General features: G+C 55.9%; 16 protein-coding genes. 7 read left to right on the forward strand and 9 right to left on the reverse strand.

The window, feature by feature from the left end; translation table 11 throughout:
- The first annotated feature begins 156 nt into the window (after window positions 1–156).
- The 3 genes from ACA069_RS18705 to ACA069_RS18715 all read left to right on the forward strand — a co-directional run bounded on the left by ACA069_RS18705 (window position 157) and on the right by ACA069_RS18715 (window position 2,649).
- Window positions 157–1,236, forward strand: a complete 1,080-nt coding sequence (locus ACA069_RS18705) for a patatin-like phospholipase domain-containing protein (protein WP_497614851.1) — start codon at window positions 157–159, stop codon at window positions 1,234–1,236.
- An 85-nt stretch (window positions 1,237–1,321) separates the two neighbouring features.
- A complete protein-coding gene (gene queD, locus ACA069_RS18710; RefSeq protein WP_497614853.1) occupies window positions 1,322–1,678 on the forward strand; it encodes a 6-carboxytetrahydropterin synthase QueD in 357 nt (118 codons plus the stop codon).
- 158 nt (window positions 1,679–1,836) lie between these two features.
- Window positions 1,837–2,649 carry an alpha/beta fold hydrolase gene (locus ACA069_RS18715; RefSeq protein ID WP_497614855.1) on the forward strand — a complete coding sequence of 271 codons (813 nt, stop codon included), beginning with the start codon at window positions 1,837–1,839 and terminating at the stop codon, window positions 2,647–2,649.
- Between the two features lie 164 nt (window positions 2,650–2,813).
- On the opposite strand, the gene ACA069_RS18720 is transcribed toward ACA069_RS18715, so the two are convergent.
- The 3 genes from ACA069_RS18720 to ACA069_RS18730 are packed head-to-tail and all read right to left on the reverse strand — an operon-like array spanning window position 2,814 to window position 8,379.
- Window positions 2,814–3,974, reverse strand: coding sequence for an AAA family ATPase (locus ACA069_RS18720; protein WP_497614856.1), 1,161 nt, complete (start codon window positions 3,972–3,974; stop codon window positions 2,814–2,816).
- Window positions 3,975–3,976: 2 nt separating this feature from the next.
- Window positions 3,977–5,650, reverse strand: coding sequence for an ABC transporter ATP-binding protein (locus ACA069_RS18725; protein ID WP_497614858.1), 1,674 nt, complete (start codon window positions 5,648–5,650; stop codon window positions 3,977–3,979).
- A complete protein-coding gene (locus tag ACA069_RS18730) occupies window positions 5,647–8,379 on the reverse strand; it encodes a DUF4135 domain-containing protein (RefSeq protein WP_497614860.1) in 2,733 nt (910 codons plus the stop codon). The genes ACA069_RS18725 and ACA069_RS18730 overlap by 4 nt, the downstream gene beginning before the upstream one ends.
- Window positions 8,380–9,066: 687 nt before the next feature.
- On the opposite strand from ACA069_RS18730, the gene codB reads away from it, so the two are divergent.
- The 3 genes from codB to ACA069_RS18745 all read left to right on the forward strand — a co-directional run bounded on the left by codB (window position 9,067) and on the right by ACA069_RS18745 (window position 11,905).
- Window positions 9,067–10,338, forward strand: coding sequence for a cytosine permease (codB, locus tag ACA069_RS18735; RefSeq protein WP_401266322.1), 1,272 nt, complete (start codon window positions 9,067–9,069; stop codon window positions 10,336–10,338).
- Between the two features lie 15 nt (window positions 10,339–10,353).
- On the forward strand, window positions 10,354–11,589 hold the full coding sequence (codA, locus tag ACA069_RS18740) for a cytosine deaminase (RefSeq protein WP_497614862.1): 1,236 nt from the start codon (window positions 10,354–10,356) through the stop codon (window positions 11,587–11,589).
- 151 nt (window positions 11,590–11,740) lie between these two features.
- Window positions 11,741–11,905, forward strand: coding sequence for a hypothetical protein (locus ACA069_RS18745; RefSeq protein WP_489881071.1), 165 nt, complete (start codon window positions 11,741–11,743; stop codon window positions 11,903–11,905).
- 24 nt (window positions 11,906–11,929) lie between these two features.
- Here ACA069_RS18745 and ACA069_RS18750 read toward each other — a convergent pair whose 3' ends face one another.
- A complete protein-coding gene (locus ACA069_RS18750) occupies window positions 11,930–12,910 on the reverse strand; it encodes a diaminopimelate epimerase (protein WP_497614864.1) in 981 nt (326 codons plus the stop codon).
- A 239-nt stretch (window positions 12,911–13,149) separates the two neighbouring features.
- Here ACA069_RS18750 and ACA069_RS18755 point away from each other — a divergent pair, with 239 nt between their 5' ends.
- Window positions 13,150–14,301: an MFS transporter gene (locus ACA069_RS18755; protein ID WP_497614866.1), complete on the forward strand. Its 1,152-nt coding sequence runs from the start codon at window positions 13,150–13,152 to the stop codon at window positions 14,299–14,301.
- A gap of 867 nt (window positions 14,302–15,168) precedes the next feature.
- On the opposite strand, the gene ACA069_RS18760 is transcribed toward ACA069_RS18755, so the two are convergent.
- From ACA069_RS18760 to ACA069_RS18780, 5 genes are all read right to left on the reverse strand, one after another.
- Window positions 15,169–17,595 (reverse strand): TonB-dependent siderophore receptor, encoded by a 2,427-nt coding sequence (locus tag ACA069_RS18760; RefSeq protein WP_497614868.1) that lies wholly within the window; start codon window positions 17,593–17,595, stop codon window positions 15,169–15,171.
- 98 nt (window positions 17,596–17,693) lie between these two features.
- Window positions 17,694–18,677, reverse strand: coding sequence for a FecR family protein (locus tag ACA069_RS18765; protein WP_497614870.1), 984 nt, complete (start codon window positions 18,675–18,677; stop codon window positions 17,694–17,696).
- Window positions 18,678–18,717: 40 nt separating this feature from the next.
- Window positions 18,718–19,209, reverse strand: coding sequence for a sigma-70 family RNA polymerase sigma factor (locus tag ACA069_RS18770; RefSeq protein ID WP_401266303.1), 492 nt, complete (start codon window positions 19,207–19,209; stop codon window positions 18,718–18,720).
- Between the two features lie 157 nt (window positions 19,210–19,366).
- Entirely contained in the window at window positions 19,367–20,155 is a 789-nt protein-coding gene (locus ACA069_RS18775; RefSeq protein ID WP_497614873.1) for a hypothetical protein, read from the reverse strand.
- 356 nt (window positions 20,156–20,511) lie between these two features.
- Window positions 20,512–24,978, reverse strand: a complete 4,467-nt coding sequence (locus ACA069_RS18780) for a hemagglutinin repeat-containing protein (protein WP_497614875.1) — start codon at window positions 24,976–24,978, stop codon at window positions 20,512–20,514.
- Window positions 24,979–25,054 lie beyond the last annotated feature (76 nt).

Consider the following 25,054-nt stretch of genomic DNA (forward strand, 5'->3'; position numbering starts at 1 on the left):
GGTGTCTCCGTATTTTTTATGTGTTGCGACGGTGGGCACCTTAGCGGGAGCAACTTAACTGAAACTGAATTGCCATCATTGCTCCAAGGCAATAAAGGGTCCCCCTGTGGTAGCAGTGGTTCTATAATCCTTCGCTTGCTAACGATCGAGACCGGTATGACAGCCATCCACATCAAGTTCCCCGCCCTCACCCTCAAGGCCGGCCCCCGAGCCATGGCGCGGATTCGAGCCCAGGGTCTGAACGCCGCAGACGTCGGCACCCTGCCCGGCGCGGCCGGTGGGCCGAAGGCGTTGGGGATTCAGGGGCTGGATCTGGCGTTGTTCGGTAAATGGCTGCCGAGCGCGCCACGCGAGCGCTCGCTGATCGGCGCCTCGGTCGGTTCCTGGCGCTTCGCCAGTGCCTGCCTGCCCGATGCCGCCGAAGGCATCCGCCGCCTCGGGCGCTTGTACGCCGAGCAGAATTTCAACAAAGGCGTGACCATGGCCGAGATCAGTCAGAGCTCGCAGCGCATGCTCAACGACCTGCTCGACGGTCGCGACGCGAGCATCCTGAACAACGCCGATTACCGCCTGAACATCATGGTGGTCAAAAGCCAGGGCCGCCTCGCTGATGATCATCGTGGCCGACTTGGCCTGGCGCTGGGCTCGGTGATCGCCGACAACCTGCGTGGTCGCGCGCGGCTCTCGCGGCACTTCGAACGGCTGATCATTCACGATCCGCGCCTGGCGCCACCGGTCAACGCACTGAACGATTTCCCGTCGCGCTTCGTCGCGCTCAACGCCGGCAATCTGCGCCAGGCACTGCTGGCCTCGGGTTCGATCCCGATGGTGATGGAGGGCGTGCGCGACTTGCCGGGCGCGGGTGAGGGGACGTTCCGCGACGGCGGTCTGCTCGACTATCACCTCGACCTGCCCTACAGCGGCGACGGCATCGTGCTCTATCCGCACTTCACCGACCGGGTGATTCCGGGCTGGTTCGACAAAACCCTGCCGTGGCGCCGCGCATCGGTGGAGCGCTTGCAGGACGTGCTGTTGCTGGCGCCGTCGAAGGAGTATCTGGCGCGCCTGCCCTACGGCAAACTGCCCGACAGGAACGACTTCAAACGCTTCATGGGCGATGCGTCGAGCAGACAGAAGTACTGGCACGCGGCAATGGACGAGAGCCGGCGCCTCGGTGACGAATTCCTCGAACTGACTGCCAACGGTCGCCTCGCCGAACGCTTGCTGACCCTTTAGTCAGCACGGCCAAACACAAGCTGATAAACTCGCGGCCTGCCCGAATCGCTGCGGCGAACGCCATCTGAACAGAGCTGAAAATACTGTGGAAATCTTCAAGGAATTTACATTCGAATCCGCCCACCGCCTGCCGCACGTCCCGGACGGCCACAAGTGCGGGCGTCTGCACGGTCACTCGTTCAAGGTGGCGATTCACCTCAGCGGCGACCTTGATCCGCACACCGGCTGGATCCGCGACTTCTCCGAGATCAAGTCGATTTTCAAGCCGCTGTACGAGCGTCTGGATCACAACTACCTGAACGACATTCCCGGTTTGGAAAACCCGACCAGTGAAGTGCTGGCCAAATTCATCTGGAATGAAATGAAGCCGCTGCTGCCGGAACTCAGCGCGATCCGTATTCATGAGACCTGCACCAGCGGTTGCATCTATCGCGGCGAATGATCCAACACCGATACCCCGTGTAGGAGCTGCCGAACGCGGCCCGAGCCTTCGGCAGCTCCTACGGGATCGGTGTTTATCCAGGGAAATAGAGAACAGCCTCCCCGGCTGTTTTTTTATGCCTATGCTCTTTGGCTCAAACCCGCCAAGAGGACAGGCCCATGACGGACTGGCTGCTGGATCAGGTCTTTGACTTCAACGGCCACCCGGTGCGGCATGCCGTACGCGGCGACGGCCCGCCGCTGGTGTTCGTGCATGGCACGCCCTTCTCGTCCTATGTCTGGCATCGCATCGCGCCGCACTTTTTCGCCACGCACCGCGTGCATTATTTCGATTTGCTGGGCTACGGGCGCTCGGAACAACCGGACGCTGACGTGTCACTCGGCGTGCAAAATCAACTCCTCGCGCAACTGCTCGATCACTGGAACATCCAGCGCCCCGACGTAGTCGCCCACGACTTCGGCGGCGCCACGGTACTGCGCACGCATCTGCTCAACGAAAAGGATTACCGCAGCCTGACGCTGATCGACCCGGTGGCGCTGACGCCGTGGGGGTCGCCGTTCGTGCAGCACGTGCGCCAGCATGAAGCGGCGTTCAGCGGCCTGCCGGACTACATCCAGCGCGCCATCGTGCCGACCTACATTCGCGGGGCGATTCACCGGGATATTCCCGATGATGAACTGGCCCCGTACGTGCAGCCGTGGCTCGGCGATCCGGGGCAAGCGGCGTTCTATCGGCAGATCGCGCAGATGGACGAACGCTATACCCGTGAAGCCGAAAATCTGTACCCGGCGATACGCTGCCCGGTGCAGATTCTCTGGGGTGAGGACGACCAATGGATTCCCATCGAACGGGGTCGGGCGTTACACCAGATGATCCCGGGATCACAATTTCACCCAATCCCCAACGCCGGCCACCTCGTCCAGGAAGACGCCCCTGAAGCGATCGTCGCTGCATTGCTGCGATTTCTTTGACGCGCGGCGTCCGCGTCCCGGAATGGCGCAAGTGCACAAAGGCCAAACCACTCATATAGAGTCGCTAAATGCCGAAGAATCAGTGTTCCAAGATGCATCATCAATGCACCAATTTCATGCCTATCCCTGCGCTGTGTGAATCAAAATCCCAGCTTTCGATTGTGTCAAAAAGTATTAACTTCACCATTTAGAGCCAACCCTTCAATCCATGTATGAAGCCCCCGTTTAATGACATGCCGAGATTTAGACGTCCCTGACTCTTCAAGAATATCTTTCAATATCGGTGAATGAGTAACAACCCAAATCTGCGATCGCTTGCTGGCAGAACTAATCAAAACAGCCAACGACCTGAGCATATCGGGATGCAAACTGTTGTCAGGCTCATTCAAAACAATGAATGGAGGCAAAGAACTGGATGTCAGCGCAACAGCTAGGCAAATATATTGCAAAGTGCCGTCAGACAGTTCCCACGCATTGCTTGTGCGATTACTTTGAGGAAATCGAAGTCCAAAAGAAACGGTACGTTCCGGCCTTGAAATCTCCAAAATAGCCCCTCCGAATGTATCCGCAATCAACTCTTCAACAACATCGAGATCTTGAACTATATATTTATGCGTCGCCAGAACCGCAGCGAGATTTGCTCCAGACGAATGAAGTACCGTGTCACTAACTGCGTAGCAAGGCTTGCGAATGGGCGACTCAATATCAGTCCTGAAACCGTGATAAAAACGCCACCCCATAATTTCATGTTTGACACGTAACACCTCTGGAAAACGTTCTGCATCCGTGAGAGAGCTTAATGCCGTAGCAGAGGGGAATAGTCGAATAGCATTCGACATGTCGAGAACGGCCATTTCTCGATCCATCACCTTCAAGAAACCATTTTCTCGGAACATCAAAGTATGACTTTTCCGTCCATTATGAAAAATCAGTTTTTCAGTTTTGATTTGAGGTTCAAACTCAAAACCATCGCCCAATACAATCTTTTCTCCAAAAGCGGTTTTTTGCGGCACTAGTCCCGCTGTGATTCCGTAACTGTAATAGCCATCATCATCTGAAAAAGTCGAGAACCGCACTTCAAAAATAATTTTTGAACGATCTGCATTGCGCTTTGAATTCTCCGAAAGGATCGACTGCATGCCACCCTCCCGAACGATAAACTTCGAAAACTCTCCCGTTGCAGCAGCCTGCACGAGCTTGAGTGCATTATATAAATTAGTTTTCCCAACTCCATTTTCACCATGAAAAATATTCAAACCATCAAGATTCAGAAACACATCATCAACAGAGCGGTACCCTTTAATTGAAACAGACAATATTCTCACGATTAAAGCTCCACGCAAAATTCGCCATTAAACGAGACCACTCGATCAGCCAACTTTAATATCGACTCTCGATGAGCAACAATGATCACAATATTAGACGCATTATATTTTTTGATATTTGAGATCACTGCTCGCTCAGCAACCTCATCAAGGAATGCCGTACTCTCGTCAAAAACGACGACCTTATGGTCTCGCAAAAAACTTCTTGCCAAGGCAAGACGTTGACGCTCGCCTCCCGACAACATTAAACCCCTGTCTCCAATTTCCGTATCCAGCCCGGATGGCAAGCCTTTTAGGAATCCACCAAGGTCAGCAAGTTTTAAAACTGCTTCTAATCTTTCATCAGGTGCATTTTGATCAGCGATTCTTAGATTAAATCTTAACGACCCGTTGAATAAACCAACCTCTTGGGATACGAAAGAAAACCTAGAATAGAAGTCTTGATCAGACAAATCTTCTATCGCAACACCACCATATTTAATTAAACCCGAAGAGGGTGTATAGAGCCGCATCAGCAACTTGACAATTGTCGACTTACCCACACCAGATGGACCGGTGATCGCAACTACTTCACCCGGAATAAATCGGATTGACAAATCGTGCAGCACCTTTTCTGTAGGTCGCTCAGGGTAAGAAAATCGAACATTAGAAAATTCCAGGTGATGACTAATATTCGGAAGCTCATTACCTTTACCAACATGCCGAACTTCACAAGCGTCGAGATGTTTCAGCAAGGGTGCAAAGCCACCGAGTGATTCAATCATGCTACCAATACTTTTTAAAAGAGCATCGTATGGCTGACACACCTGAAACATATAGGCTGCAACCATTACAAAATGACCAACACCTATCTCTCCGGAAAGTAACCTTAGTGAAGACTCATAAAGAACAACAAAAAAAACAAGCGAAAAAACACATACCCTAAAAACTTCTAGACAAGTACTTCTCCTATAAAAACCCAACCAAGACTGATAAACACCTTCTTGATCTTCACGAAAAAAACGCAACAGAAATTCATCGGCCAAATATATACGTATTGTCTCAATATTAGAAACAATGCCATGAATGGTTTTTGAACTCCCCATCTCTTTTAATATCACAACCTTGAACAACTCTGACAAGCGCCCAATCATTGAAGAGCTAATAATTGCATACGTAAAAACATACAAAAAAATCATGAACATTACGAAAAAATCTTTAAAAAACCACAACACAACTAACGATACGAATATTTGAACGATAGAGGGCAGTATACTAACCAGCATTGATCGAATTGTGTTATCCATACTCGCAGAAGCACATTGCAGCACCTGCGCCAGTTGCGCCGGGCCTTTTATCAGGCTCTCACATGCAGACAAACGAATAGATCTCTTAATGAACATCTCACCAAGATTTATATTCACCCGCTGGATAAACATCATTGTCATTACATCGGACAAATGAGAAAACACCTGAGATATAAAAATAACGCCGACTACCAGGCTCAAAAATATCAAAAACTGCTCATGATTACCTGATGCAACCGCAAGCATCCTCTGCAAAAATAACGGTACGAGACCAAAACCTATCGCGGTAAGGAAAACCAACACTACTAAAAAGGCCAAACGACTTACGTCCTTTGATTTCATGGACAACTTCAGTAGCGTATAAGTATCAACAAATCCTTTGACATTCATTTGGATACTTCCCGAAAACTCAGCTTGAACAGTTCATGAGGCAACAGAGGAAAAGATTGGTCACCCGTCATTAGAGAATTCAGGGCTAGTTGCTCTCCTGCACACCCTTTCATCAGACCACACCCTAAAGTAGACGCCCCCTGAATCGACCAATACTTACTTTCTAAATCGACGTTCAAAGCTTTCTTGAATAGTCGCTGATAAATTAACTCTACCCCCAACACTCCGTTTGAAACTGAGAAATTTTCTTTACTGGCCGAAGCTTTGAAATTCTTCTCGAACATCGCTCGAAAATTGTGCTCCTGCAAAAACCTGTCAAGCACGTCGATATTAAAATGTCTTCTTAAAAAATCGAACACATAAATAATTCCCGCGCCTCCATGCGCCCATCCAAACTCATTTTGAAGCTCTATGCTTCGAGGCTTATGTCTTAAATCTGGCCAGTTGCCAAGTTGCCGCTCAAAGCAGTTGATTTCCGACGTAATTACGCCTTTTATCAATGGAATGACCGTTCCATCAGATACATCAAAAACCATCGCATATACAGCGATCGAATAAGCGATACCTGCTTGCCCATGCGAAAGCCCACATAATATTTTTTTAGGATGCATTGAGATATTACTAGGGAATATTATCTGTTCACCGTCTAATTCAGATCTCGCGACTAACGCCTCGAATAGTAATCTAGAAATATCTTGCCACTCCTCCTTCTTTGACAATTGAAAATAACAGCTGGCGACCACCAAAGCTCCAGCAAGACCATAGATCAAGCCCGAACCTAGATTTTTATATTCTTCAGAATAAAAAGCCGCAACAATTTTATCGGTTGCAGTTGAAATGAAGGAGGAATTTCCATCTATAAAAATTGGCGCTATAGAACTTAGCCCACCGACATATGCTCCACCTATTGGAGACGACGATAGCAACTCATCACCTAAAATCATTTCAAAATATGCAAACAAAAACTCCTTATTCTCCGATTCTGATTCGAATAATCTCCCAGTAGCAGCGAGATAACCAAGCCCACCCGAACCTGAAAACAAATCAAACCCTACGGTAGTTAACTCGAGATAGCTTTCACACCTACTAGTAAACATTAAAGGAGGAGACCGAGTATCAATCATGTGTTTAGCAGTTATATTTACTGCAGAAGGCATTCTTTTTAGAACCAAGCAATTAGAACCTTCTTCTTCCTCAAAACCATGAACCCGATTAAACCTACAGTTCAAGTCAACTATTTTTTCCGCCTCTCGGTATACGCACTTTAAAAATTGAATCTCGTTACCAAACCCCTCCTTCACTATGCGATATAAATCATCCCTCACACTGTCGTATCCGCTTACATAATTAATCAGCTTAATACTTTCAGCAGCATGAGTTGACCAAACAGCAAGATCTTTCGCACAAGAAGTAAATCTGGGAACATCCCCAAAAAAGCAGGATTCAACCTCCGCCCTTAAGAGAGCGGAGTCAGCCCGATGATCTTCGACTGATCCTAGGCAAGACTCGATGTATTTTTTTCTATCCTGATTATTCTTTAGAAACCTCGGATGATAGGAAGCCTCAATCACCAAGCAATAGTTAGCCGTATCTCTCAAGATTATTCTATTTCTTAGATTAGAAGTTTGATTCAAAAACTCTACAAAACGCTGATACTCATAAATTATGACCTTGTAGCATTCAGCACAACCTGCAACGATATGTTCAATATAGTCTATTGGATTCTGTACCTCACCATCAAACACCACCGCATTTGGATTTGTGTTTAATGATGCTTTTCTAACGGATTGTTTCCGAAATATATTTCCTATGCCCGCGTGCTCGGTGTCGGCAAGTCCATCTGTGTACTTAATAACATTCGGCACAAGCCCTGTTCTGGGTATTCCCAAACGCGGCGCATCAACATAGACATGATGAAATACCGCCTCCAAGTCGACCGGAACGGGGTTTCCTTGATGAGTTACGATATTTTCATAATGGAGGTCGGTAATTCCTAACGACGCAGCCGCAGCAATCAAATAACCTGCCAATCTATAGTAATTCTCTACCTCCGCCTTGCTTTTCAAAGGAACCTGATCACACCACTTCACCCACCCGAAACCCTGCCCCGATATATATTCTGGAAACTCCCAACCGCGAATACCACATTGTTCATTGAAAAAAGCCCCAAGAAACTCGCTTGTTTTCCTTTCCAACTCCAAATCACGCAACTTCAAGGCAAAAGCAGGGCATCCTTGAACATAAAAAAGTGCCACGTTTTTATTTCCATCGTGACTCTCGTCTCCCAGCAAAAACACATCACTCACTTCATGAGGACCATCCAAAAAACCACTACGCAGCAATTCTGGAAGCGACTTTGCAAAATACTCTTTAACTAGTGAGAAATTCTCTAGCTCATCCACAAAAAGTTTATCCAGCAAGTACCTCAGCGACTCGTACTTCCTCAAAAACTCGAGATACAATTCGTCCTGCTCTAAAAAATCCTCGTAGGCCATACTGACCCCAAGGTTTTCATTAACATGTGACACCTCTGCCTCGATGGATTGGCGAACATAGCTTTCAACCTTATTTGCCACGTGTATAGCAAAGGCATTAGCCAGCTTCTTATCAATCAGACAAGCAAGATCAAACTTTTTACTCTCATACAGGCTATTTAAAAATTCATTCACTAAAACCCTGTGTGAGCCAGAATAAGTCGCCATAGAATCAACCATCGAGAAATCACTCACTAACACTTCTTTATGTCAATTGAAATGCCGCCTTGAGGCGGCACATACCTAGTTAAAAACGACTACATTGGCTCTGGATACCAGTCCATAACAGGTGCCACTTTTTATTGATTTCGGAGAGTAAGAAGCATAGCAACACCGACTGAAACATTGAGTACAATTACTTGTTGCCGCCCCCGTATGTACAGGCCTAGTCAGTTCCATTCCCGGGGGAGTGTTCTCAACTTGCATAAGAAGTGGATCTACGTACTTCTCCCCAAAGCCAGCGCTCATCATAACGCCGTCCGCCCGAATAACATCTTTAATAGTTTCGATATCAACGTTTCGAATATTCATCGCACATCCTTGTATCGCCATTAGAATTTTCTGAAAAATCGTGAATCACTTGCACTTATAGATATATTGGATCAAGCCTTTACGGTCAATAAATTAAAGGCAGGAATAAGACTAATATCCTGTAGGATTATTCCAACAAGACCATGGGAGCAATCCATACTTAATCCAAAATATGAAGATTTTCACACAAACAATAAATTCGTTAGAACACGACATGCCTACTGATCCAACACTTAGATGTTCAACAATCAATAACTTAGACATCTTCAAACATTGGGACGGACGCTACTCAAACCTGGCACGACCACTGCAACCCTCCCCGCGTCTCCCCTTTTCAGCAAGGAACGCCCCATGACGCAAAACGATCCCGGCAACGATTACCCCCTCAGTGAAGTCCCCATGCATGCACGCAAAGGCCTGGCCTCGACCGCCATGGTATTGCTGGGCTTCACCTTCTTCACCGCGACCATGTTTGCCGGCGGCAAGCTCGGTGTGGCGTTCGGTTTTGCCGAGATGATGGCGGTGATCATCGTCGGCAACCTGCTGCTCGGCCTGTACGCGGCGGGCCTGGGTTACATCGCTTTCAAGAGCGGTCTCAACTCGGTGCTGATGGGTCGTTTCTGTTTTGGCGAAGTCGGCAGCAAGCTCAGCGACCTGATCCTCGGCTTCACCCAGATTGGTTGGTACGCCTGGGGCACAGCGACCGCTGCGGTGGTGCTCGGTAAATACTTTGATCTGGGCGAAGGCGCGGTGCTGGGTTTGATGGTGCTGTTCGGCCTGGTGTTTTGCGCCACGGCGTATGTCGGCTATCGCGGCCTGGAGATTCTGTCGTACATCGCGGTGCCGGCGATGATGCTGCTGTTGATGTTGTCGATGTGGGTGGCGACGGTGAAAGTCGGCGGTTTCGAGGGCTTGCTCAGCGTGGTGCCAAGCGGCTCGCTAGACTGGTCGACCGCGATCACTCTGGTGTTCGGCACCTTCGTCAGCGGCGCGACCCAGGCGACCAACTGGACGCGCTTCTCGCGCTCGGCAAAAGTCGCGGTGCTGGCCAGCCTGATCGGTTTTTTCATCGGCAACGGCTTGATGGTGCTGATCGGTGCGTACGGCGCCATCGTTTATCAGCAGCCGGACGTGGTGGAAGTGCTGCTCCTGCAAGGCTTCGCCATGGCCGCGATGGCCATGCTGCTACTCAATATCTGGAGCACCCAGGACAACACCATCTACAACTTCGCCGTCGCCGGCTGCAATCTGCTGCGCACCGGCCGACGCAAAACCGTAACCCTGGCCGGCGCAGTGATCGGCACCCTGCTCGCCCTGCTGGGCATGTACGACATGCTGGTGCCGTATCTGATTCTGCTCGGCACGGTGATCCCGCCGATTGGCGGGGTGATCATGGCCGACTTCTTCTTCCGCTGGCGTGGGCACTATCCGCGCCTGGCCGACGCACGGCTGCCCGCCTTCAACTGGCCGGGCCTCGGGGCCTACGGGGTCGGTACCGTCGCCGCGTTCAGCTCGCCGTGGGTTGCGCCGCTGGTAGGCATCGCCGCTGCCGCGCTAACGTATGTCATCGTCACCGGCCTGCTCGGCGCCCGCAGCGCCAGCGCGCCACTTCAAGACTTATAAAAAAGGATTCGCCTGATGCACATCATCAACGCCCGATTGCGCAACCAGGAAGGCTTGCACGAATTGCACCTTGAGGACGGGCTGATCCGCAGCATCGCCCGCCAGACCGAAGCGCCGTCCCTCGGACCGGACGACCTCGACGCCGGCGGCAATCTGGTGGTGCCGCCCTTCGTCGAGCCGCACATTCACCTCGACGCGACCCTCACCGCTGGCGAGCCGCGCTGGAACATGAGCGGCACGCTATTCGAAGGCATTGAGTGCTGGGGCGAGCGCAAGGTCACCATCACCGAAGAAGACACCAAGACCCGCGCCAAGAAAACCATTCAGACCCTGGCCGCCCACGGCATCCAGCACGTGCGCACCCACGTCGATGTCACCGCCCCGCAACTCACTGCACTCAAAGCCATGCTTGAAGTGCGCGAAGAAAGTCGTCATCTGATCGACCTGCAAATCGTCGCGTTCCCGCAGGAAGGCATCGAGTCATACCGCAACGGCCGCGAGCTGATGGAAGAAGCGATCCGCATGGGTGCGGACGTGGTCGGCGGGATTCCGCACTTTGAGTACACCCGCGATCAGGGTGTGAGTTCGGTGAAGTTTCTGATGGACCTGGCCGAGCGCACCGGTTGCCTGGTCGACGTGCATTGCGACGAAACCGACGACCCGCATTCGCGCTTCCTTGAAGTGCTTGCCGAAGAGGCACGCAGCCGCGACATGGGCGCCCTCGTCACCGCCAGCCACACCACGGCAATGGGCTCTTACGACAACGCCTACTGCGCCAAACTGTTCCGCCTGCTTGGCCACTCCGGGATCAGTTTTGTCTCCTGCCCGACCGAAAGCATTCACCTGCAAGGACGCTTCGACAACTTCCCGAAACGCCGGGGCGTGACCCGGGTGAACGAGTTGCTGGAAGCCGGGATGAACGTGTGTTTTGGCCAGGATTCAATCGTCGATCCGTGGTATCCGCTGGGCAACGGCAATATCCTGCGCGTGCTGGAAGCCGGGCTGCACATCTGCCACATGCTCGGTTACCGCAACCTGCAAAGTGCGCTGGATCTGGTGACCGACAACAGCGCCAAAGCCATGCACTTGGGCGAGCGTTATGGCCTGGAACAGGGGCGCCCGGCGAACCTGCTGATTCTGTCGGCGGACAGCGATTACGAGGTTATTCGCAGTCAGGGCTTGCCGCTGTATTCGATTCGCGGCGGCGAGGTGTTGATGAAGCGGCAGATGCCGGTGGTGGAGTTCGTCTAAGGGTGTCGTGTACGGGCATTTGCAGCTAGCCACGGCCTCGACCCGCGCCTGCGTGAAGCGGTGTAATTCGCTGCGATCGTAGCCTCGGGCATGGTTGGCCCACCGCTGAGCGTACACCTCAAAACCGGCTTGGCCTCGGGACTGGCGCCCGGTGAAACGCCAGTTGAGGCACGCCCGAAGCTTGTCGTTGCTGGCGACGTCGGCGCACTCGGTGATTATTGAGTGTTTTGAGGCGTTGCCCACTCCGCAGGCGTTGCTGCGGCTGGTTGTCGAGGGTGATCAGGTGGTGAGCGTGACGTTGTTCAAGGCTCATTGACGGTATCGCAAACCTTCGGCAGCGCTAGAGGATCGGTTGGGCCGTACCGAACAGACTGAGGCGCAGCAATTCTCCATTTGCTTCTTCGAGCAGGATAGGCGCCGTGCCGCCGGGCATGACGACGTGTACTTCACCTGCCTCGACCCATCCGACCCGCCACGCCGCTGAGGCCACTGCGCTGGCGCTGGTGCCTGAGGAGGCCGTCGGCCCTTCGCCGCGTTCGAACACCCGGGCGACGATACGTCGTGCGGACTCGCGCGCGGCCCATTGCAGATTGATGCCCGCCGGACAGGGCTGCCCTGAGCCGGTGGGCATGGCATAAGCGATTCGCGTCAGGCCTTCGTTCAGTGGCGATGCGCGCATCTGTTCGTTACTGGGCAGCGCGGCAACTTCTGTCAGCAACGTCACGCAGTGCGGATTGCCGATACGCACGAACTGGCTGTGGCTCCACGAGGGATCGAGTTGTGCCAGGGATTGAATATGGCTTGTTCCACAGCCGTTGAATTCGCGGCTTTCTGCGTTCTGTGCACCGACCGCGGACGGGCCGAATTCGGGTTGGCCGAGATCCAGCCAGAATCCTCTCACGCCTTCGACTTCGGCCGGTTTCACAGAGGTCTCAACCGCGCTCCCTTTGTCATGATGCACGCGCAACAGAGCGCCCTGCTCGGGCAGTACACCTTGCTCGGTCAGGGCTTGCGAGAAGATCGTCAGGCCATTGCCACTGCGCTCGGCGAGGGTACCGTCGGTGTTGATGATCAGCACGTCAAATGGCGGCGACGTCTGGAACGGACCCACGAGCAGACCGTCGCTGCGGTGGGATTTGCTGTCTGCTGGCCGCTGACCTTCGGGCCATTCGCAGCAGAGAGCGACGGCGTGATGACTCCAGGTCTGGCGTGATGACGCACATTCGCCAGCGCTGGTCGGCAAGTCGATTCCCGCCATGCGTAGCGCCTCGGGAGAGATCACTCCGTAGATGTTGCCCCGCGCATCGTAGAACTGCGTCATCACTTTTGTGTCCCTGCTGCCAAAGTAGTCCACTGTAAACCGCAACCACCTGTAGGAGTGAGCCCGCTCGCGATAGCGGTGTGCCAGGCAAAAAAATGTCGACTGATCCACCGCTATCGCGAGCAGGCTCACTCCCACAGGTTAGGATGTCGACTGCACGTCCCCGGAACACCTGCGATCGAACCTCGACGCTCAATCACTGTCCTTCGGGGACGCGACGTTTTTCGCCAAGGATCGATATGACCAGCCTCAACCCCCAAGACACTTTCGTCCCCGGACGCCTGCAACAGATGTCCACGCGCATCGCTTTCTTCATCGCCGGGCTCGGCATTGCCGCATGGGCGCCACTGGTGCCGTACGCCAAGACTAGGGCCGGGCTTGATGAGGGCACGCTGGGATTGTTGCTGTTATGCCTGGGCGTCGGTTCGATTCTGGCGATGCCAATGGCGGGGATTCTGGCAACGCGATTCGGCTGCCGCAGAGTGGCAACTGGCGGCACGCTGTTGATCTGCGCGGCATTGCCGTTGCTGGCGACGGTGTCGTCGATTCCGGCGCTGATCGCCACGCTGTTCATGTTCGGCGCCGGCCTCGGCACGGTGGATTCGACGGTAAACCTGCAAGCGGTGATCGTCGAGCGTGCGAGCGGCAAGAACATGATGTCGGGTTTCCACGGTCTGTTCAGCCTTGGCGGCATCGTCGGCGCGGCGGGCGTCAGCGCCCTGCTCGGCCTCGGCCTTTCGCCGTTGGGCGCGATGCTGGTGGTGGTGGCGGTGTTGATCGCCGCTTTGTTCAAGTGTGTACCGCACATGTTGCCCTACGGCAGCGAAAGCTCCGGGCCTGCATTCGCCATCCCCCACGGCATCGTGCTGTTTATCGGCGGGATGTGCTTCATCGTATTCCTCACCGAAGGTGCGGCGCTGGACTGGAGTGCGGTGTTCCTGGCGCAAGAGCGCGGGATCGACACGGCGTATGCGGGGCTGGGTTACGCGGCGTTCGCTCTGACCATGACCGCCGGACGCTTGATGGGTGACCGGATTGTTCGGATTGTCGGGGCGACGCGGATCATTTTGTTTGGTGGCCTGTTGGCGGCGGCAGGCTTGTTTCTGGCAACGTTCGCCCCGAGCTGGGAGGCTGCACTGGTCGGTTATGCGTTGGTCGGTGCCGGTTGCTCGAATATCGTGCCGGTGTTGTACACGGCGGTGGGCAAACAAACCGTGATGCCGGAAAGTATTGCGGTGCCGGCGATTACTACGTTGGGTTATGCGGGGATTCTGGCGGGGCCGGCGGTGATTGGTTTTGTTGCTCATGCCAGCAGTTTGAGTTTTGCTTTCGGGTTGATGGCGGTGTTGCTGGTGGCGGTGGCCATTGGTGGGAAGGTGTTGAAAGTCTGAACTTAGTGCATCTGCCAGATTGTTGTTTGGGGGTTTGGGTTGGGGTTGGGGGCATATCCGTTGCTGCGGGTGTTGCTGATTAGGGTTCCGCCCTTACGGCGGGTCACCTTTTCCAAACGCCGAAAAGGTAACCCAAAAGGCTTTACCCTGACGTACGGCACTTCGCTGAGGCTCAGTGTTCCCTCGCTACGGTGTCCATCCGGGGGCATCGCCTACGGTTTGCTTCGCTGCACCTCCTCTCGATGTGTGCGGCTTCGCCGCACGGCGCTGCGCGCCTACCCCCCGGATGAACACCTACGCTCGGCCTGCCGATGGGCTGAAGAGCAAGATCAAAAGCCAAAGCCAAAGCCAAAGCCAAAGCCAAAGCCAAAGCCAAAGCCAAAGCAGATCAAAAGATCGTCCGATCGCGGCCCGAGCCTTCGGCAGCTCCTACAAGGAATGAGTACACCCGCGAGAGCTTGGTGGGCTATCAGGCCGCCATCGCTGGCAAGCCAGCTCCCACAAGAAAACGAGTACACCCCGCACGCGGCGCATGCCGCCCCACTCAACACAATGAGCGCAAGCTCGAGTACCGCTCTTGATCTGAAGGCCCGTCGGCAGGCTGAGTGGAGGGATTGATCCGGGGGTGGGAGCGCAGCGACCGTTTGGCGCAGCCAAACACATCGAGAGGAGGTGCAGCGAAGCAAACCGGAGGCGATGCCCCCGGATCAATCCCGCAGCGAAGGAACCCGAGCCACAGCGAGGGCCGTACGTCAGGGCACAGACCTTTGGTTACTTTGGGGCGTTTGCCAAAGTGACCCGCCGTAAGGGCGGAACCCTAATAAGCCATCACCCCAAAAACGGATATTCACCCAATCAACCAATCAATCAAAACCCCACACTGGCCTGCACAAAAAACGTCCGCGGCGCCCCCACATACATCCCCGAATTGTTATCACTGGAACGCGTAAAGTACTGCTTATCGAAGACGTTCTTCACCCCCGCCCCCAACTTCAGATTCGACACCTGAGGCCCAAAGTCATACCCCCCGCGCACGTTCCAGGTCACATAACCCGGAATATCGCCGTACTGCCCATCCGCCGTACCGTCAGTAATGTAATTGCCATTGAAACTGCCATCAGCATTCACCCCGGTACCCGGCGAGCGCTGCTTGGACTGAGCAAAACCATCAATGTTGTAGGTCCAGCGATTGACGTCATACCGCAACCCCACCGTCGCCACCTGACGCGAATAAAACGGCAGATCACGCCCCTTGAACCCCGGAATCTCCCCTTCATACGTCGCACGGGTATAGGTAAAACCGGCATTCGCGGTCAAGCCATCAAGGCGCGGATCGAGCGCTGCCATGTCGTAATGCACCGACGCTTCAATCCCCTGGTGCTTGGTCGCACCAAGATTGGTCCAGCCTACATCATTGCTGATGTATTGCAGTTCATCGTCGAAGTCGATGTAGAACAGCGTCACTTCCCCGCCCCACACGTCATCGTTGTAGCGCGTACCGATCTCGTAAGTCTTGGCCTTTTCCGGCTCCAGACCGTTGGCGGTGTTGTCACCGGAACCACCCTGACCGAGCTGGAAATATTGCAGGCTGCCGAACGACGTCTCGTAGTTGGCGAACAGCTTCCACGCATCCGACAAGTGATACATCACGCTCAGCGCCGGCAGCGGTTCGTTGCTCTCGATGCTGCGGTTTTTCTCCGGCACCGGTCTGCCGGCAGTGTCGAGCACGGCGCGGTCGTGCCAGTCGGTGCTGATGTGTTCGAATCGAATACCCGGCGTAATCGTCCAATTGCCGACGTCGATTTTGTTGTCGACATACACAGAGTTGGCTTCCGTGCCGCCGGTGCGATCCTGAAACACATGGCCGTCGGAGGTCGGCGTAACCACCGGCTGATTGTTGACCAGCGCCAGACGGCTCGACTGCTCGTGCATCGCCTCTTTCAAATAGCGGTAACCGACGCTGACTTCCTGAGTCGTCGGGCCAACGTCAAACACGCGCGACACACGCGGCTCGATGCCCAAGGTGTAGTAGGAACGCGGATACGAACTGAGGGTTTTCTGGTCGCGGGCGGCGATGGTGCTGCCACGGAAGCTGTCGGTGTAATAGGTCAGCACTTCGGCCTGGGTACGCTCATCGATCTGGCGAATCCACTTGAACGACACGTCTTTGCGCCGACCGGTGAAGTTGTCGTAGTCGCGCACCGAATCGTAGGGTTTGTCGTCGTACTGCTTCTGCGTCAGGCCACCGGGCATGTCGGCGCTGGCGTCGTAGTAGTGGAAGTTGAGGCTGAAATCGTCCTGATCGGTCGGCGCCCAGTGCGTCTTGAGCAGCACGTCGTCGATGTCGTTGCCGTTATTGCGCTCGCGGTAGCCGTGGCCGTTGACGCCCGAGTAGAGCAACGCTACACCCATGCCGTTATCGGCGGTGCCGCCGAGGAACGCGGTGTCGATGTGTTTCCAGCCGCCGTACTGTGTGGTTTCCAGGGTGGTGCCGATTTCACCGGTGGTTTTTTCCGGGATCGCGCGGGTGACGAAGTTGATCACCCCGCCGACGTTCTGCGGCCCATAACGCACAGAACCGGCGCCACGGACCACGTCGATGCTGTCGAGGTTGCCCGCAGAAATCGGCGCCATCGACAGTTGCGGCTGACCATACGGCGCGAACGCTGCCGGTACGCCATCGATCAGCACGGTGGAGCGCGGTGACAGACGCGACGTCAGGCCGCGCACGCCGACGTTCAGCGCGATGTCGCTGCCGCCGGTACCGTTGGAGTCCTGCACCTGCACGCCCGGCACACGCTTGAGGACGTCGCTGACGTTCATTGCGCCCTGCTCGACCATCGCTTCGCGGCGGATCACCGTGCGCGCACCGGGATGGTTCTGCACCACGGCGGCGTCGGCATCACCGAGCCAGTCGCCGACCACTTTGATGTCGGTCACGCCGAGCTCCAGCGGGCCGTTGGTGGCGGCGGAAGTCGCGGTGGGCGACAGGGTCACCGAACCTTCGTTGATCTGATAATCCAGACCGCTGCCCTGCAGCAATTGGCGCAGCGCCTGCTCCGGCGAGATATCACCATCGACCGCCGGAGCCTGTTTGCCGGCGACCAGCTCCGGGCTGAAAAACACTTGCAGCGAAGTTTGCTGCCCAAGTTCACTCAAGGACTGACCCAGCGGCTGGGCGCGAATATGAATGGCGTCGGCCGCGAATGCCAAAGGCACGGCAGCGTTGACCGCCAGCGCGAGGGCCAGCGGCAACCAAGGAGATTTCTTGTTGTTGGCAGGGATGGTTTTCACGTCGAACGTAGTCCTGTGGATCGCAAGAGTGTGCGGCTGTTAATGCAAACCAGTTGCAGTTGAACAGGAAGACGATGAACTCGAAAAAAACCTGAATGCTATTTTGAAATTATTTCCTGACTGCCATCGGCGAGGGTGCGAACGGCCACCGGCAGGATGCTCGGCAAGGCTTTGAGCAAGGCGTCGGTGTTGTCGGATTTGAACACGCTGGTCAGCCGCAGACTGGCTACGGCCGGGTTGGCGACCGTCAGCGGCTTGTCGCGATAACGCGACACTTCAGCAGCAACCTCACTGAGGCTGGCGTTGTTGAACACCAGTTTGCCGCTGCGCCACGCCGTCAGTTCCGCCGGGTTGACCGCATAGGCCGCCGCGACTGTGCCTTGACCATCGACATAAGTGGCCAAGCCTGCGGTCAGGTTGATGAACTCGTTTTCGGGCGCATCATGCCCCTGCACTTTCACCGTGCCCTGCTCCACCGCGACACGGGTCTGCGACACATCACGGCGCACATCGAAACGAGTGCCAGTGACCGTCACCTTGCCACTACCGGCCTCGACCACGAACGGCCGGGCGCTGTCGTGCTCAACACTGAACATCGCTTCGCCTTCGCTCAACTCAATAACGCGGCGGTCCTTTTCATAGCGCACCTGCAAGCGGCTGCGACTGTTGAGGTCGATCACCGAGCCGTCCGGCAAAGCCACATGTTTGCGTTCGCCGAGGGCGGTAGAAAACTCGGCGCTGTAACCCCCCGGGTGATTCAAACCGCTGAACAGCCCGAGTCCAAGCGCCACCGCCAGCACACTGGCAGCCACCGCATAACGCAGCAACGGGCGCCGTTCGCGGCGCGCAGGCGTGGTTTCAACAAGGGCTTTGAGACGTGGCGCGGGCAGCAGATCCGCCGCCGTCCACAAACCCTGCAGCAACTGAAATTCGTCACGGTGCTGCGGATGTTCGTTCAGCCAGGCGTCAAAGCGCTGCTGCTCGTCGGCACTGATGGCCGGCTCCTGCAAACGTACAAACCAGCGAGCCGCGTCATCGCGCACCGTCGTTTGCCCGCACGCGCAATCACAAGAATCCATCATGGAATGTCCTGTTGGGGTGGGGATGAAAAGCGGCGGCCGCTCATGACTGCAGCCCGTCGAGGCGATCACGCAGGTGCCGCAGGGTGCGGATCATATACTTTTCGACCATGTTCTTGGACAGGCCCAGACGTTCGGCGATTTCCGCCTGGGTCAACCCTTCGATCTTTTGCCAGACAAAAATCTTGCGGCAATTGACCGGCAACTCGGTGAGCGCCCGTTCGATGGAGTCGGCCAACTGGATCGCATGCATGTAATGCTCCGGGTCGCCGGACGACGACACACTGTGATCGATCGCCTCTGACTCCATGGCGCCGCGCCGATCCTCACGCCGATACCCATCCACGGCGATGTTGCGCGCGGTTTGATGCAGATACGCCCGGGGTTGCTGCACCGCCGCCGAATCGGACTCAAGCACCCGCACAAAGGTGTCGTGCGCCAGATCCTCGGCCTGCGCGCGATTGCGCAAGCGGCGGGTCCAGGTGCCGATCAACTCTTCGTAATGCTCGAAAAAGCCGGGTCTGCGGGGACGCATGGGGGTATGGGCGGCGTGCTGAGGAAAGGGGCGTGAATAGTAATGCTTCCTATTAAGCCGAAGCAATGAATTCTAAGGATCCGGAGACTGATGGGCGACCTAAGGAAATGTCGCGTTGGCTTGCAGGTCAGTCAAAAGCTCTTCAAGCGTAAACATATTATCGAGCCCATAAGATCTCATTCGTGGCTCTCCCCACTGAGTATCCACCGAAATGTCCCGCCTCCATTTGGGTTTTACTGTCAAAAAAGCAGATTTGAAGCCACTCCCCAGAGCATTCAATTGAATAATTGAACCCCACCCGAAAAAAACCTTGGTCAGCGCCTTGCGACGTGTTGAGGCTGACCGTCACAGTGCGACACTGGTGGGAATCGTAATGAACGACTCCTTCTTTATCCGGCAACCAGACTTTCACATTTTCTGTTGAGTCAGACGAGCTATACCCTTCGAAATATCTCACCATCAGCGCCGCACGGTTACCCAGCAACGCGTCATCTCCCGATAAACAGGAGGCCTCCACAGCAACAAATTTTGCAGGGTGGGTATCTCGTAAAAAATGAAAGCGTTGGCGTAATGCTTTACTTTGAATAATCCCGATTAACCACTCTCTGCGCAGTTCTACGGCGAAATGGCGAATTTTTACCAGCCCTGGATTTTGCAAGTGAGCCGATCGACCTTGGGTCAATTCAAATGAAACAGCGATCGCAAAATCAAGCGCCGAAGGGACCGGACGGTCGGCCTTGAAGGTGTTGACCATCAGACGCTTTAACGCGCGCGAATCCGCTAAATGAAGCAGTAGATCTGAGTCCATGTCAGCATTTTTTCCCGCGGCTTTAACACTCCCTCGCCAAAGCATTGTCATTAACAAGTCTCCAAGCTTCTTTATCCAAACGGGCTTGAGCAACATCCCGCCGACCGAGGCAAGAACCTTGAACAGCAACGGATCCAATGACCACCTCCAAAAAATATCCAACATCCTGTTTCATCAAGGTTAAACGGTTACCCCCATAATTTCCTGTTCTTGCCGCTTTTATTGCCTTCGGCCAAAACTCACAAATCCTTTAGTTAATAGAGATATTTTCCGCATCTGGGTTAAGAGCCGAAGTACCGCAACGCGCTCAGTCATGCTGTAGCGTCAGGTTGACGCAGCTTCTGTGTTTGCGAAGATGATTGAGGTCTAACGCCTGGCGTAAAACCAAAGTGGGAGCGAGCCTGCTCGCGAAAGCGGCGCTCCAGTCACAACGTTCGGTGACTGACACGACGCCTTCGCGAGCAGGCCCGCTCCCACAGTTTTACGGTGTTGGATCAGCCTTTTTCGTCGATCCCGGCTTGCAGTGGCTGGCCGTCCAAGTGGCCGCTCAGGGTGACCGGGCCGACTTTCAGGTTGCCGTCTTCAAAGGAAACCTTCGCTGCGTTTTCCTCCTTCTTCTGCGGCAGATCCAACCCGGCTTTTACCCCGTAATCGAGGTTGCTCAGGTCAGTGCTGCTGACCTTCGAACCACCCAGATCAACTTTCCCTTCACTCGCCGAGATCCGCGCGCCGGTTAGTTGTGTGGCGCCGTCAACATTCAAGCTCACACCTTGGCTGCCACTGATGCCGGAAGCCTGGGTCACGCTGTCCTTGTGCGCGTATTCGCCCTGCGCTTTCAGCGTTGGCTTGTAGTCAGTACCCGCGAGTTTTTCCTTGTCGCTTGGCGGATTCTTTTTCGCGGTCAGGGCAAGATCGACATCAACTTTGGCTTGAGTCTTTGAGTCCTGACGACTCTCGACTGTCAGATCACCCGCGACCTTGCCGCTGACGGACTTCGCATCAATCCGCGCACCCGCCAGTTCTGCATCACCCGCGCTGTTCAGCAGCACCGTGTCAGCCTTGATCTGGCTGTTCTGCTGCGAGGTGCCTTGCAGGTAATCCACGCCCACTTTGGCGCCGGCATTGAAGCCGTGATCGCTGCTGACCTTTTCATCGGCGGCCGTAGGCGTTTTGCTGCTCAGGTTGCCGCCGGCATTCAGTGCGACGTTCCAGTTGTTACGGCTTTCAGTGGACTGCGCCGACTCCTGCACATAACCGCCCTTCTGCGCATCGATGCTGACGTTTGGCGCGCTGACCTGCGTGCCTTGCAGATGCACCGCATCGCCGCTCAGGGCGATACCGCTCTGGCTGTTGAGTTGGCCACCGGTCAGGGTCTGCGAGCTCTCGTTGACCCGACCAATGTTGAAGTTACCGCTGAGATTGCCACCCTGATCGCGGCTCTTCTCGCTGCTGGTTTTGCTGCCACCGCCCTTCAAACCACCGCCGAGATTGCTGCCGGTAGCGCTGTGGGTGTCGGCGGCCGCTTGCAGATCGAGCTTGCCGTCAGCCTTCAGATCGATGGCGCCCGCGCTGTCGATTTTCGTGCCTTGCTGGACCTGATCGCCGCCGCTGCTCAGTTGCACGCCGGTGCCACTGATGCTCGCCACATGGGCCTGCGTGTCAGAGGTCTGCTTGCCGCTGTGATCGAGTTGGAACCCGGCGCCGAGGTCAACGTTGGTGCCATCGGTGCCCGGCAAGGTGCCGACCGTCAGCGAACCATTACCGCGCAGGCTGGTGCCGCTGCTGCTCTGGCGGTCGGTCGCCTGATTGAGCGCGAGATTGCCGCCGGTCTTGATGCTCACGTTGCCCTGCCCGCCGTCGATACGGCTGCCTTCGAACTGGGCATCGCCTGCGGTTTTGATGTTCACACCCTGGCTGCCGGCATAACCGCCGACCACGGCGGTGGAGCTGTTCTTGGTCGATTGGCTGCTGCCGCCCGCGCCGCTGCCGGCGACATTCACGTCCTCACCGGTTTTGGTGTAGACGCGCACATCAACCTTGGCATCTACCGCGTTATCCGTACTGCTGTGGGTGTTGCTCGCGGCATCGGCGACCAGTTTGTCGGCGCTGATGTTCACTTTGCCGGCGCCGGCGCTGTACTGGGTGCCTCGGTCTTGCAGCGTGCCAGCGACTTTCACGTCGACGTTACCAGCGTCGAAGCTGCTGACTACAGCGTTGCTGCTTTGCTCGGTTTTATTGGCGCTGCCGTGACCGACCGCGACATCAATGCCGACATTCGGCTGGCCGAGATTGGCCAGCGCATCCTTGTCCGGCACCTTGCCGTTCAGCACATCCTTGACCGCACCGGCTATTGGCCGGGCGATGTCTTTGTACTCGACGTTGGCGCCGATATCCGCCGACCAATTGCTCTCGGTGTGGGTGCTGCTTTCGTTATTGCTGGCCGCGCGGTTGTCGACTTCGTTGGCCGCGATGTTCAGACCATTACCGGCCTTCACCTGAGCACCTTCGGTGGCGAGCTTGTCGGCATTGATCGTCAAACCGCCGCTGCTCTGCACGCTGCTGGTTTGCGCAGTGGTTTTGCTCGTGGTGTCTTGCGACGTGCTGTGGGCGAAATCGACGCCATTGCCGGCGCGGTCGAGGCCGCCGGTGTAGTAGAAACCGCCGCCGGTGCTGCTCTTGTCGGTGGAGGTTTTGTGGCTGTCTTCTTCGGCCAGCAACGACACGTTTTGGCCGCTCAGGCGGGTATCGCCTGCAGTGGATTTCACCTCGCTGCCCTTGATCGTCAGGTCGCCGCCAGCCTTCACCTGCACGCTGCCGCCGCTAAGGCTGGAACCTTGCTGGGTGACGTCGTTGCTGGTCACCGTTTGCTGCTTGTCTTCGTAATGAATCCCGGCGCGATACTGCTCCGGCGTTTGCTCTTTCGCATAAGCGTCGAAGCCACGGGTTTCAGTGGTGGTGCTGCTGTCGTGAGTGTTCTGCGCGGAATGCACATTCACATCCCCCGCCGCGTCCGCCGTCAGCGCGCCGCCCGCCTTCACCGTCGAACCAACGACTTCGATGTCCTTGGCACTCTTGAGCTTGAGGTTGCTGTCGGACACCAGTTCGCTGCGTACCGTGGTGCTGTCCTTGGCGTTCTGGCGCGACTCGTTTTTGGTGATGCCGAAGAACTTGCTGTCCTTGTCGTGATTGTTGCTATGCGAGGTGTCTTGGACGCCGTCGATAATCAGCGAACCCTTGTCACTGATCACGCTCGCGTCGGTGCCGCCACGCACCTGACTGCCGCTGATACGCACGTCGTCAGCCTTGACGACCAGCTTGCCGGCGGCGTTGATTTTGCTGCCCTGATGCTGGCTCTGGCCCTTGTCGGCATCGCCGGTCTTGCCGAAGAAGCCACCGCCGACCAGATCGCCGGAGTAGCTATTGTCGCTGCTGCGATTGCTGCGTGTAGCGGTAGCGATTTCCACTTGTTTGCCGGCCAGTTCCAGGTCGCCCGTGCTGTCCAGTTCGGCGCCTTCGGAGCGCAAGAATGCAGCGGTTTGCAGGGCGATGTTGCCAGCCTTCAACTGGGTGGTGACGCTGCGTTGCTCTTCGCTACTGGTGTTCCAATTGGCTTTCCACAGGTGCTTGCGGTGGTTGCCCTGATCAGTCTGGATGTGGCTTTCGGTGGCCGCAGTCAGGCGCAGATCGCCGCCGCTTTTCACATCCAGATTCTTCGCCGCTTCGACCTTGGCCGCGTTCAGTTCGGTGTCTTTGCCGGAGGACAGTTTCACGTCACGGCTGGCAACGATTTGGCTGCCGTGCTGACGCGCTTCGCTGTCGGTCTGGGTGCGGTCGTAGGTTTCCCAGGTGATGCCGATGGTGCTGTTGTTCCAGTTTTCGCGCTTTTCCTGGAGTTTGCGGCTTTCCACGGTGCTCAGGGTCAGGTTGCGTTTGGCGTCGACAGTCACATCACGGCCGCTGACATCGGTCGCGGCCAGGGTCAGGTCTTTACCACTGTGCAGGCCGACATCGCCCTGACTGCTGCGAATACCCGCGCGGGTCACATCGAGGCTGTTGGTCACGGCCTCACCGCTGACACTGAGGTCACCGGCCGAACGAATCTGCACCCCGTCACGCCCGGCCACTTGCACCGCGCCGACCCGCACGCCGGCACCTTCGGCAGTGCTGACGATGTTGATGCGACCGGCCTGCATCGCGCCGAACAGGCTGGCGTCGATGCGCTGATCAGCGGTGCTGCCTGCCGGGTCCACGGTTTTCACCTGGCCGCTGGCGTAATCCACCTGATTGCGTCCGACCGTGAGGTTGAGTTGATCACGGGCAGTGAGCGCGCCCTGACTGTCGATACGCGGGGCGATCAGGTTGATCGAGCCCTCGGCGTTACGCAGGCCGCCGCTCTGAATCTGCAACTGACCGCTGGCGTCGCGGGTGTTGAGCGATTGCAGTTTGCCGTCGTTCAATTCAGGGCGACCAACCACCAGATTGGCGTTCGGCGTGTTGATGAAACTGCCGCCGTTGACCGAGATGCCGTTGGGGTTGGCCAGCACGTAATCGGCGGCGCGACCGAAGATTTCCTGCGCGCCGTTGATCGCCGACGGGTTGCGACTGATCACTTCGTTGAGGATCACGCTCGCGGCTTGCCCTTGCAATTGCGGGTTGGCCGCCAGTTGCCCGGCGAGCTGCGATTGTCCGGCCTGCAAGGCGTTGTTCAGCACAAGTCCCTGACGGTCGACGTTGTAGTCGAGGAACTGGTTATGCGACAGGCCCGAACCGTTGGGCGCGACGATGTTGACGATGGGCACACCGCCCTGGGTTTGCAGTTGCGCGGTACCGCCGGGGCCCGGTGCGACGACGACACCACCGGCAAGAGCGCTGGGCAGGTGCACGGCGAAGAACAGGCTGGCGATTGCCCAGCGCAATTTGCCCCGTGGGGAAAGATGAAATGCAAAGGTGTGTGCTGGCATAAAAACGTCTCCATGTGAGTACGGCATCACGTCGCGCGATTTTTCCTGGCCGTGGCTGTCGCGCTCAGATCCGACG

This window comes from Pseudomonas sp. LBUM1652 (assembly GCF_059716105.1).

Excerpts from the sequence above, each read along its gene's own strand:
- ACA069_RS18705 (WP_497614851.1), top strand. The coding sequence starts at position 157 with ATGACAGCCATCCACATCAAGTTCCCCGCCCTCACCCTCAAGGCCGGC.
- ACA069_RS18715 (WP_497614855.1), top strand. The coding sequence starts at position 1,837 with ATGACGGACTGGCTGCTGGATCAGGTCTTTGACTTCAACGGCCACCCG.
- ACA069_RS18725 (WP_497614858.1), bottom strand. The coding sequence starts at position 5,650 with ATGAATGTCAAAGGATTTGTTGATACTTATACGCTACTGAAGTTGTCC.
- codB (WP_401266322.1), top strand. The coding sequence starts at position 9,067 with ATGACGCAAAACGATCCCGGCAACGATTACCCCCTCAGTGAAGTCCCC.
- codA (WP_497614862.1), top strand. The coding sequence starts at position 10,354 with ATGCACATCATCAACGCCCGATTGCGCAACCAGGAAGGCTTGCACGAA.
- ACA069_RS18750 (WP_497614864.1), bottom strand. The coding sequence starts at position 12,910 with ATGACGCAGTTCTACGATGCGCGGGGCAACATCTACGGAGTGATCTCT.
- ACA069_RS18755 (WP_497614866.1), top strand. The coding sequence starts at position 13,150 with ATGACCAGCCTCAACCCCCAAGACACTTTCGTCCCCGGACGCCTGCAA.
- ACA069_RS18765 (WP_497614870.1), bottom strand. The coding sequence starts at position 18,677 with ATGATGGATTCTTGTGATTGCGCGTGCGGGCAAACGACGGTGCGCGAT.
- ACA069_RS18770 (WP_401266303.1), bottom strand. The coding sequence starts at position 19,209 with ATGCGTCCCCGCAGACCCGGCTTTTTCGAGCATTACGAAGAGTTGATC.
- ACA069_RS18780 (WP_497614875.1), bottom strand. The coding sequence starts at position 24,978 with ATGCCAGCACACACCTTTGCATTTCATCTTTCCCCACGGGGCAAATTG.